The 10939-nt window shown below is 52.7% G+C and carries 10 protein-coding genes; 4 read left to right on the plus strand and 6 right to left on the minus strand.

Features of this window, described 5'->3' with window-relative positions:
* Positions 1 to 117 precede the first annotated feature (117 nt).
* Both GJJ30_RS05120 and GJJ30_RS05125 read left to right on the plus strand, forming a co-directional pair.
* Positions 118 to 702 (plus strand): TetR/AcrR family transcriptional regulator, encoded by a 585-nt coding sequence (locus GJJ30_RS05120; RefSeq protein ID WP_154173846.1) that lies wholly within the window; start codon positions 118 to 120, stop codon positions 700 to 702.
* Positions 699 to 1370: an NAD-dependent epimerase/dehydratase family protein gene (locus GJJ30_RS05125; RefSeq protein ID WP_154173848.1), complete on the plus strand. Its 672-nt coding sequence runs from the start codon at positions 699 to 701 to the stop codon at positions 1368 to 1370. The genes GJJ30_RS05120 and GJJ30_RS05125 overlap by 4 nt, the downstream gene beginning before the upstream one ends.
* Positions 1371 to 1375: 5 nt before the next feature.
* Here GJJ30_RS05125 and GJJ30_RS05130 read toward each other — a convergent pair whose 3' ends face one another.
* The 6 genes from GJJ30_RS05130 to GJJ30_RS05155 form a co-directional block, all read right to left on the minus strand.
* Positions 1376 to 2752, minus strand: a complete 1377-nt coding sequence (locus GJJ30_RS05130) for a sensor histidine kinase (RefSeq protein WP_154173850.1) — start codon at positions 2750 to 2752, stop codon at positions 1376 to 1378.
* A gap of 9 nt (positions 2753 to 2761) precedes the next feature.
* On the minus strand, positions 2762 to 2929 hold the full coding sequence (locus GJJ30_RS05135) for a hypothetical protein (protein WP_154173852.1): 168 nt from the start codon (positions 2927 to 2929) through the stop codon (positions 2762 to 2764).
* A 111-nt stretch (positions 2930 to 3040) separates the two neighbouring features.
* Positions 3041 to 3718, minus strand: a complete 678-nt coding sequence (locus GJJ30_RS05140) for a winged helix-turn-helix domain-containing protein (RefSeq protein WP_154173854.1) — start codon at positions 3716 to 3718, stop codon at positions 3041 to 3043.
* 115 nt (positions 3719 to 3833) lie between these two features.
* On the minus strand, positions 3834 to 4445 hold the full coding sequence (locus GJJ30_RS05145; RefSeq protein WP_229312971.1) for an RNA polymerase sigma factor: 612 nt from the start codon (positions 4443 to 4445) through the stop codon (positions 3834 to 3836).
* Between the two features lie 269 nt (positions 4446 to 4714).
* Positions 4715 to 8194: a ThuA domain-containing protein gene (locus GJJ30_RS05150; RefSeq protein ID WP_154173855.1), complete on the minus strand. Its 3480-nt coding sequence runs from the start codon at positions 8192 to 8194 to the stop codon at positions 4715 to 4717.
* Between the two features lie 106 nt (positions 8195 to 8300).
* The gene (locus GJJ30_RS05155) at positions 8301 to 8456 is read right to left on the minus strand and encodes a hypothetical protein (protein WP_154173857.1); all 156 of its coding nucleotides are present in this window, start codon (positions 8454 to 8456) and stop codon (positions 8301 to 8303) included.
* A gap of 232 nt (positions 8457 to 8688) precedes the next feature.
* On the opposite strand from GJJ30_RS05155, the gene GJJ30_RS05160 reads away from it, so the two are divergent.
* Both GJJ30_RS05160 and gloA2 read left to right on the plus strand, forming a co-directional pair.
* The gene (locus GJJ30_RS05160) at positions 8689 to 10281 is read left to right on the plus strand and encodes a Na+/H+ antiporter (RefSeq protein ID WP_154173859.1); all 1593 of its coding nucleotides are present in this window, start codon (positions 8689 to 8691) and stop codon (positions 10279 to 10281) included.
* Between the two features lie 51 nt (positions 10282 to 10332).
* The gene (gene gloA2 / locus GJJ30_RS05165; protein WP_154173861.1) at positions 10333 to 10722 is read left to right on the plus strand and encodes an SMU1112c/YaeR family gloxylase I-like metalloprotein; all 390 of its coding nucleotides are present in this window, start codon (positions 10333 to 10335) and stop codon (positions 10720 to 10722) included.
* The last annotated feature ends 217 nt before the right edge of the window (positions 10723 to 10939 follow it).

Consider the following 10939-nt stretch of genomic DNA (forward strand, 5'->3'; position numbering starts at 1 on the left):
AAGGACGTGAAACCGGTATGCGATTCCCTGAAACGGAATTGAAATTTAATTGATGCCGCCCGTTGGATGCATTCAATCCCGGCTTATCTTTATTGACTGATCAGTCAATCCGAACGAATGAATAAGTTCGACAAACCCGAAAAAATTCTGGCAACGGCTCTGAAGCTCTTTGTCGAGTACGGTTTTCACGGAACGCCAACGAGCAAGATCGCGAGCGAAGCCGGGGTCTCCAACGGAACGCTTTTTCATTATTTCAAGACCAAAGACGAGCTGGTGGTTGCGCTGTATACGTCTCTCAAAAGCGAACTGAGCCACTTTCTGATTGCGAAAATCAGCGAAACAGAGGTTATCAAAGAGAAATTCAGGAAGCTGTTCACCTGCTCCGTGGAGTGGGCGGTGGAAAACCGGGATGCGTTTTACTTCCTTCAGCAGTTTCATTTTTCGCCCCATCGGGGACTCGTTTCCACCGAAGAAATTCAGCAGCACAGCGAAATTCACCTGACTTTGCTGCAGGATGCCCGACGGGCAAAAGTCCTGAAACCCTTGCCGCCGGAGTTGATTGCCTCGCTTTTCCTGCAGCAAATCAACGGATTGTACCAGTACCTGACTACCCACGCCGAACCCGTCGAGAAGCAACAAAAATGGATCAACGACGTCTTTGAATTAACCTGGACAATGATCTCAAACCCCGAAGCCCAATGACATCGAACAAAATCCGAGCGATTATTACCGGTACGACCGGCATGGTCGGTGAAGGCGTATTGCACGAGTGCCTGATGCACCCCGATGTGGAAGCCGTCCTGATCATCAACCGAAAACCGTATGGACTGAAACATCCCAAGTTAACGGAAATCATCCACAAGGATTTTTTCAATTTCTCCGCCCTTGAAAGCCAGTTGACGGGCTACAACGCGTGTTATTTCTGCCTGGGAGTGTCGTCGGTGGGGATGAAGGAACCGGAATATTATAAAATGACCTACACGCTGACCATGCACGTCGCGACGACGCTGAGTAAACTGAATCCCGACATGACCTTCTGTTATGTTTCGGGGGGCGGCACGGACAGTACGGAAAATGGCCGGACGATGTGGGCCCGGGTGAAGGGTAAAACCGAAAATGACCTGATGAAACTGCCTTTTAAACAGGTCTTTAACTTTCGGCCGGGCTTTATCAAACCGACCGAAGGACTAAAAAATACGCTCAAGCTGTACCGGTATCTGCTCTGGCTCTTTCCCATCGGTCGGGCGTTGTACCCCAACGGTTTTTGTACCCTGAAAGAACTGGGTCTGGCCATGATCCATACAGTGACGAAGGGCTATGAAAAGAGTATTCTGGAGGGAACTGACATTATTGAACTGGCAAAACGATAAGGGTTTTAGCCGTTGAATTGCCGGACCAGCTTCAGTTCAAAAACCGTCGGCTGGCCTTTGTTCGAGGTAACGCTGACGGTTCCCTGGTGAAGCTGGACAATGCGTTTCACCAGCGACAGACCGACGCCATTTCCCCGGACTTCAGCGGTTTGCCGACTCCGGTAGAAGGGCTCGAAAATGTACGGTAAATCGTCGGCCGGAATCGGGTTCCCGACGTTCTCAACGCTGATCCGGACGGTGGTTTCGTTGAAGCGAACCCGAATAAGCGCCCGGCCGTCGCTGGAAAATTTGCAGGCATTTTCGGTCAGATTTTTCAGGGCGGTTTTGAGCAGTGCGGTATTCCCCGGCACGGTCAACTGATTGAAATCGTCCGGTAATTCCTCAAAATTGACAATGACATCGTAGTGAGGATTCGTTTCACTGACTTCCTCCCGAACATCCCACACCACTTCGTCCAGCCGCACCGAATCCGTTAACAAACCGACCGCCGATTCCTGATTGACCTGCGAAAGCTGCAGCAAATCCCGCGTAAGGGTCGACAATTCGGCGACGTCGTCGAGCACCGACCGGATCGTTTCCTCGTAAACCGTGGATTCCCGGCGGTTGAGCAAGGCTACTTCCAGTTGCGAACTAATCTGGGTGAGCGGATTTTTGAGTTCGTGCGAGACGTTGGCCACAAACATCCGCTGCAGCCGAAACGATTCGTCGATCCGGTCGAGCAGGCGGTTGATCGTGATCGATAAGCGGCTGATTTCATCATTTTCGGAATGGACCGGCAACCGTTCCGCCAAGGTATTCGGGAAAATACGGTTCAATTGCTGTTCCATCCGCTGCATGGGGCGAAGCGCTTCGCCCGCGTACAGCCAGCCGGAAAAGGCTACCACGCCCACAATGGCCGCGAACAAGCCGATCAACACGCCCAGCATCCGGCGCAGGAACTGGTCGCCATAGCGATTTTCGGCACTGGCGAGCACGACGTATCGCCCGTCGGCCGTGGCATACCGAACGCCCGTAACAAACGCGACGCCCTGCCGGAATTTCTTCGTTTCCTTTTTCCGGATTTCGTCGAGCACCTTCGTGGAAACGGCCAGCGGAATTCGCTCGTTGGTGATAAAAACCGGGCTGTTATTTCCGTCGTAAACCGCTATTTTCTGGGCCGGAAGCTGATCTTTGCGCAGGCGGTTAAATTGCCCCAGCAGTTGCGGAGACATGCGTTGATGAATCAGCATTTCGCCAACGGTAGCGGCTTTCCGCTCGAGCCGACGGTAAAAATCCGAAGAAATAAAATACGAGCAAAACGCGTAGAGACAGGCAAAAGCGAGCCCCAGAATGGCTGAAACCAAACCCGTGAAGCGGAGAGTCAGTCGGGTGCGGATGGTCATAAAGCGGAGTCAGCGCAGCAGGGCGGGGATGTCGACCAGCCAGGCAATCAGCAACGTCAAAACAAAAAAGCTAACCATTAAAATCAGCAGCCAGTCGGGTTGGCGCGGTTCGCGGATATCCGACGGTCGCAAACTACTCTTCGGCCCGGAGTGGCTATATCCCAATTTAGAAGTCATAAGCTGTGTGGAAAAAACGCTGCCTGACTGCAAAACTGGGACAAGGTTCTTAAGCCGAGGTAAGTAACTGCTTAGAATTTACTTAGAAAACCGCTCCTGCGGAGACCGCGCTCATTCTTCTTTCAAGACATACCCCATTCCAAACTGCGTGTGAATGAGCTTCTTAGGAAAGTCCTTGTCGATTTTCTTCCGCAAATAATTGATATAAACTTCCACCACATTCGTTCCGGCGTCGAAATTCAATCCCCAGACCCGTTCCGCAATATCGGTTTTCGACAGCACCCGCCCCTGATTCCGCAACAGGTATTCGAGCAGGGCAAACTCCCGGGCCGTCAAATCGATCGGTTGTCCATCGCGACGGACGGTTTTGGCATCCAGATTCATTTCAATACCGGCAAACCGGAGCATCTGGGCGGTCATGGCCACCTGTGAACTGCGTTTGGTGAGCGACCGGACCCGCGCCAGCAGTTCAGTAAACTGGAACGGTTTGGTCAGGTACTGGTCCGTCCCCGCGTCAAATCCCATCACTTTATCGCTGGTTTCGCCCAGGGCCGTCAGCAGCAAAATCGGTGTTGTGACGCCCTGCGCCCGCAGTTGGCGAATCAGTTCAAAACCGTTCAGGCCCGGAATGATCACGTCCGTAATGATGGCGGCATACGAATTTTTTAGGGCTAATCGTTTGGCAATCAGTCCATCGTACGCAATATCGACTTCATATTGCGTTTCCTCCAGCCCCTGCCGGATGGCGTTCAGGGTTTTGGGTTCATCTTCAACGACTAATATTTTCATACGCAGCAAAATCGGTCGGTAACTCAATAACCACCAATAAATCAGATTGTTGGAACCCAACCGTTTTGAGGTAAGCAGGCACCGGGCAGATTCTAATGGTGGTCGTTACCGAATCCTAGTGCAGCAGACAGAGGACAATGAGCCAGTATTTGAAAAAAGACACCTGACTTTTGAGCGCCGATAACGCTTTGTAGAGCAGGTTCGCAACAGACTGGCGGTTGATGTCCATTAGTTCCGCAATCTGCTCATTTTCAAGCCCTTTGTAGAACTTCAAAAAAACCACTTCCTGTTGCCGTTTGGGGAGCGAATCAATGGCCTGGCGAACCTTGCGCTGGTTTTCCGACTCGACCTCGTTTTTCTCGATGGTGGTTTCAACCGTTTCCCAATCCGACAACTGATTGATTTCCTGGAAGTAAGGGACCGAAACCGCGTGTTTGTTCCGGCGAAATTCCTGTAAAAGCTGATTCCGGAGTGACTTGAACAGATAAATGGAGACGTACTGGATTGTAATGGTCTGCCGTTTTTCCCAGATCGCAATAAAAATTTCCTGAATGGAATCTTTAATGAATTCGCGATCCGGGGTAAAATTGGTCGCGTAACTGAAGAGCGAGCGGTATTGCATTTCGGCCAATTGGCAAAAAGCCACCTTGTCTCCGGCCTTTGATTGCTGCCAGAGTTCCAGTAAATAGGCGTTCTCCTCGATTATGCGCTGTCGGTGGTCCAACATACCCGATTGTTATCGAATGGTAAAATAACAGCAATAATCGTTAATACATAAATAAAAAACGGACGATTTGCGATATATACAAGTAAAAACCGTTTAAATGCCAAATAGTCAAAATAAAATTGCGCAACCCTGTCAGCGGCCTCAGGCCCTGACAGCGGTTAAATAGCGTTTGACAACAATCTGCCCGAGTTAGAATGAGCAAACTGCTGACAGGGTCTTTAACCGCTGACAGGGTCTTTGACCGCTGTCAGGGTTTGTGCTGTCAGGGTTTACTCCTGAAACTGGATCGTGACCAATTTGAGAATGGCGTCGTTGGGTTTGGTACGTTTTATCGCATAAAAGTAAACATCGTGTTTACCGGTTATCGGCCTGGTTACCGAGCCGGTAACCTCCTTGTTCGTATTCCAGGCGCCCGTTGGCTGATACGCCGTCGTGCTGATGATCGGCCCGGCCTGGGAGTCGATCCGCACCTGAATTTCGCCGGGCTGGTCCTGCGACGCGTACTCGTACGTGAACTGTTTGATGTTGGTTAAGTCGATGTTCTTCAGCAGAACGTACGCTTTATGCCCGCCCTGCGACAGATTGACGCCAAACCGGGGAAAACCGGACTGAACATCCGTATAAACCGCCCGCACTTTGGCGCTCCGGAGCGAAACCGCATCCGTGCCCGTCAGCGGCCCGACTACCTGACCACCTTTGTCGGTATACGCAGCCAGCAGCGTATACTGGCCCCGCAATTCATCTTTCTGGTGATCGTTCAGCGTCAGTGAACCTTGCAACGGTACGGTTTTCTGGGCTCTTGGTTTGTCGGTTAGCGAGAAAATATAACGAACCATTTCCTGCGCATCGGTAACCGAAACCTGCGGGTGGGCGCTCATCACGTGGACCGTTCCCCAATTGCCACCCCCGCCGTTGATGATTTTCGTTGCCAGTTGATCCAGCGCCCCAGTTTGGGCTTTGTATTTTTGTGCTACCGACAACAGCGACGGCCCCACCGACACTTTATCGATCGTATGACAAGCCTTGCAATCGCTGGCGTCCATCAGCATTTTGCCCGGCGGATTGCTCACCAGCACGGACGTCGGCGATTTGGGCGCGTTCGGATCGGCGGTGCTGGGCTGCGGATTATAGGCATACAGCACTTTAATTCGCTTCGGATCGACTTTCCCATCTTCCTGATCCTGCACCTTCACCGAATACGTGAACGGTTTTCCTTCCCAGAAAAAAGACTTGTTGTCGGTACTCGCAATGGTTACTGAAGGCTTGTTATTACCAACTTTAACGATAACCGTATCGCGACTCGTCAGGCCCGCCCGATCGGTCACTCTTAGAATGGCTTTGTAAACGCCCGGTTTGGTGTAGGTGTGATTGGCGTTCAGGGTGGTGGCCCCTACGTTTTTCCCGTCGAACAGCCATTCATAACGCACTTCATCGTCATCGTCGAGATCCCGCGAACCCCGGCCCATGAACGCAACCGACAAGGGCGTCCGCCCGGCGGCTTCGCGCAGAATCGGGAAGTTCCGGCGTTCGGAGGTTAGAAAAACCGTTCGGTCCAAGTGGTTTTCCACCGCCGTGTCGGCCACGCTCGCCATCGCAATCGGCGCCCGGTTTCCGGTATTGTATTCGATCTTTACCAGACGCGCGTCTTCGTTATCAGCCCCGTAAACCGAACCGTATTCCAGCATGTACATAACGCCATCGGGACCAAAATCCAGATCGATCGGACGCCGAAAATCGCCATTGCCCGCCATAAAGGGCTCATTGCGAACGTAATTCTCGTTTTGATCGAAGGTGAGCGCCAGCACCCAGTTGCGCATCCAGTCGAAGACGAACAGCTTGCCGTCGTAGTATTCCGGAAATTGATTGACAGACCTGGAGTTCTTATCGAACGTATAAAATTTACCCGCCATTGCGCTGCGACCACCTTGTCCCAGTTCCGGAAACTCCTCCGAAGCCGCGTACGGATACCAGATGATCGGGGGTGTCGCCGGGGGCAGTTGATTCAAACCGGTATTGTTGGGCGAATTGTTGATGGGCGCGGCCGGATCGAATTTCGGACCGGCGGTTTTGGTCGCAAAATTCCATTTCACGTACGCGTAATTATTGCCGACAAAATACGGCCAGCCAAAATTACCGGCTTTTTTCGCCTGATTGAACTCATCGTAACCGCGCGGCCCCTGAACGCCTTCCTTGCCCGCGTCGGGACCAATTTCACCCCAATACAAAACCGATGTTTTCGGATTCACGGCGATCCGGTACGGATTCCGGCAGCCCATCGTATAAATTTCCGGCCGGGTTCGGCGGGCGTCCCCGTTGGCGCGGTCCGACGGGTCGGTTCCTTTCGGGAACAAATTACCCGCCGGAATCGTGTACGTGCCGTCCGGTTCCGGGTGAATCCGCAGCACTTTTCCTTTCAGATCGTTCGTATTGGCCGCCGACCGCTGCGCATCCAGGCTGTAAAATTCTTTCCCGGGCCGTTCGTCCATCGGCGAATAACCATCTGACGGAAAGGGACTTGAGCTGTCGCCGGTCGACAAATACAGATTGCCGGCTTTGTCCCAGGCCAGCGAACCGCCGTGGTGCGAACCGCTGTTTTTCTCGACCGGCACTTTCAGCAGAATTTTCTCCGATTTCGGATCGAGCGTATTATTGGCATTGACGGTGAAGCGCGAAAGCTGAAATAAAATCGGTTCTTCGGTCTGTCCGGCGGGCGTATAATAGACGTAGAGTTGCTGGTTTTTCGCAAAATTCGGGTCAACCGTCAAACCAATCAGACCGGTTCCACCCACGTACGTAATCGGAAATTTGTGCACCAGCGCGTTCTTTCGCGTTTTGGGATCATAAACCGAGAGGTTGCCCTGAATTTCAGAGAAAAACACCCGTCCATCGGGCGCGACCGCCAGTTCCATCGGCGAAGCGAGGTCGTTGACCAGAATAGTTTTGGTGAAGCGGTTTTGCTCCGGCGTCACTTTGGCGTACGATTTCTTGTAATCCAGCGGTTTGGCGTCGCCGATGGCGTATTTGATGCCGCCCAGTAAGTGGCTGAGAAACAGCGGTTGGCTGTAACTCTCGTCGGTGTGGCCGTTGCCGGTGTAGAACGCCCGCCCGCCGTCGAACTCGTGGTACCAACTGATCGGGTGGTTCGCGCCATTGATTCCACCTTCGTAGGAATTTTCGTCGAGATTGGCCAGCACTTTGATGCCCGAATAGAACGAGCGGTAATTGTACCATTCGTCCGTACGCTCCCAATGGTCGGGTAACATCGTGGTCGAGACATGCGATTTATCGGTAACATCGACGGTCGCTTTGCGGACGTTGGAATTGTGCGGATGGCTGGCAAAATGCGCGCCCATCAGTTTCCCGTACCACGGCCAGTCGTATTCCGTATCGGCAGCCGCGTGGATGCCGACGTAACCTCCGCCCGCCTGAATGTAGCGTTCGAAAGCCGCCTGCTGCTCGCCGTTCAGGACGTTGCCGGTGGTGTTATTGAAAATCACCGTTGCGTATTTTTTCAGATTTTCATCCGTGAACGCGCTGGCATCTTTGGTCGTATCGACCCGGAAATTGTTTTCCTGACCGAGTTTCTGAATGGCCGCAATTCCGAACGGAATCGAGCTATGTTTCCAGCCCTTGGTTTTTGAAAACACCAGTACTCGAGCCGGATCAACCACCCGGACCGTCATGCTCGCATGCAGCAGGAACGCAAGGCCGATGATTACGAGGGAACTGATTCGCATTAGTAAAGTCATAACTCAGGATTTAGGAGGTGAGTTTTATAAATTTCGGGTCTCAAACGGCTCGTGGTCGGATGCTGACCGGTTTGCGGTTTTTGGCCCGGCGGTGTCGGCTATTTTTTCAAACCGGTCGCAACAGCCAGCCGCGCGTTTTTTCGGAGCCGTCGGTCGTCATTTTCTGGCCGAACGTTTGTACATTGAGGGCTTCGGTGGCCGGTGAGGCCAGCCAGAGGCTGGTTGCCATTGCACCGGTTTTGAGTGCGGGTCTTCGTTTCATTGGGATCAAGTTCATCATAGTGGGCCGGTTTCCGGAAATCACGAGCGGTTTTTTCGGAAAACGGGCGTATATATTCCTAAAGCAAATTGTTCAATAAATCTGCTTTATAGTTATAAAAAATGTTTGGAGGGCTGGTTAAAAACGCATTGGAAGCAAAAACTGCCCGGCGTAATTTGTATTTTCAGCCCCAAAAACGGTTCACCCGATTTTCAACTGATCAATCCAATTAAACATGCGTGAACTGGTTTTCCTCGGCCTTACTCTTTTACTGGGAATGGCGCTGCTCGCTACGCTGGCTCATCGACTGCGGATTCCGACCCCCATTTTTCTGGTGATTGGCGGTTTGCTGACCAGCTTAATTCCGGGCGTTCCCCACCTGAGCGTGGAACCGGATCTCATTTTTCTGGTTTTTCTGCCTCCACTGCTCTACGAAGCCGCCTGGTTTATGTCCTGGCGAGAGCTCTGGCGCTGGCGCCGAATCGTACTTGTCCTGGCGTTCGGGCTGGTCATGCTGACGGCCACGGCGGTGGGGTACGCGTCGGCCGCTTTCATCCCCGGTTTTACGCTGGCGATTGGCTTCCTTCTGGGCGGAATCATTTCGCCCCCGGATGCCGTGGCGGCAACGTCGGTGCTCAAAGGCGTCAACATTCCCAAAAGCTCCATCAGCATTCTGGAAGGCGAAAGTCTGATCAACGATGCGGCCAGTTTGATCGTCTTTCAATTTGCCATGTCCACCATTGTTTCGGGCGAGTTTGTCTGGCATGAAGTGGCCCTCAGTTTTGTGCTGGTCACGATCATGGGCGCAGGCATCGGGCTGGCGGTGGCGGGGTTGTTTTACGCTATTCACCGCTGGCTGCCCATTCAGCCGCGCATCAGCATCCTGCTGACTTTCCTTGCGCCCTATATCATGTATCTGGCCGCGGAAGAGTTTCATTATTCGGGCGTAATTGCCGTCGTCAGCGGGGGGTTATTTCTGTCCAAACACAGTTCGCAACTGCTCAATCACACCGAGCGGGTGCAGGGGCTGTCGATGTGGGCCACGGTTATTTTCATCATCAACGGGGTAGTTTTTGTTCTGATCGGGCTCGAATTACCGATCGTTGTGGGCGGGCTGGACGGTCATTCACTAAGGAGTTCCATTGGGTACGGTTTGGCGATTTCGGCCCTGATAATTGCTGTTCGGCTGGCTTTTGTGCTGTTCGCATCCGTCTTTACGGACATCGCGGGGCGGTTCATTACGGTAGCCGTACGAAATGTAGGCTGGCGGGGGCCGATCGTGCTGGGTTGGGCCGGGATGCGGGGTGTGGTTTCGCTGGCGGCCGCCCTGTCGATTCCGCTGGCCCTGCCCAACGGGCAGCCTTTTCCGCAACGCCCCCTGATTTTATTCATCACGTTCGTCGTCATTCTGGTTACGCTGGTGTTGCAGGGCCTGACGCTGCCGCTGATCATCCGCCTGGTTCATCCCAACGAGGTGATTCCGCGTTTGCCGGAAAAGCACCAGGAAGCCGCCATCAACCGGCAAATGCAGGAAGCGGCTTTGCAGGAACTGAATCAGAATCTGACGACTCAACTGGGCGACAACGATTTGCTGGCCAATTTAAAAAACCGGCTGGAAGGCGGTCTGCTGCTCAACCAGCTTAGTACGGCCGACGGAGGGGATTCCCGACTGAACCGCTACAACGAAACCGTTGCCCAACTCCACCGCATCAAGCGCCGGGAACTGGAGCGACTTCGGCATCAGGAGGAATTTGACGAGGATGTAATCCGAAAAGTGGAAGCGCAGCTCGATCTGGAAGAAGAAAAAAGCGACCACGCTATTCGGTAATAGTTAGAAAAACCGCCTGATCGGCGAATTTATCCGTATTGGGGAGATACAATGCTACAACTCAACCACGTTCACCACATTGCCATTATTTGTTCGGATTACGAACGGTCGAAGCGGTTTTACACCGAAATCCTGGGACTAAAAATCATTCAGGAAGTACACCGCGCCGAGCGCGATTCGTATAAGCTGGATTTGGCGCTGAATGGTCAGTACGTAATCGAACTGTTTTCTTTTCCGAATCCGCCTGCGCGTTTGTCGCGGCCCGAAGCCCTCGGTTTGCGCCATCTGGCGTTTGCGGTTTCAGACGTGGAAGAAGGCAAAAAAAAACTGGAAGCCGCCGGAATCGAAGCCGAACCCATCCGGACCGACGCCCAGACCGGACGCCGGTTTACGTTTTTCAGCGACCCGGACGGCCTGCCGCTGGAGTTGTATGAAGGGTAAAGGCAATGTTAAATTTCAAATGATGAATATCGAATGTAAAAGTGTAAGGGGGCTCCAGACACTTTTACATTCGATATTCATCAGTCTTAACTATGCTACTTTTTAAGTCCCAGCGGGACGTAATGTTTGTAGAAAACATATAACCCTCACTTTTAGGCGTGCCGGAGGTACGCAAACCAGCTTTTTAGATTTCGTTCCTCCGGCCCGCCGTTATTTA

The organism is Larkinella terrae (assembly GCF_009668025.1).
Lineage (GTDB): Bacteria > Bacteroidota > Bacteroidia > Cytophagales > Spirosomataceae > Larkinella > Larkinella terrae.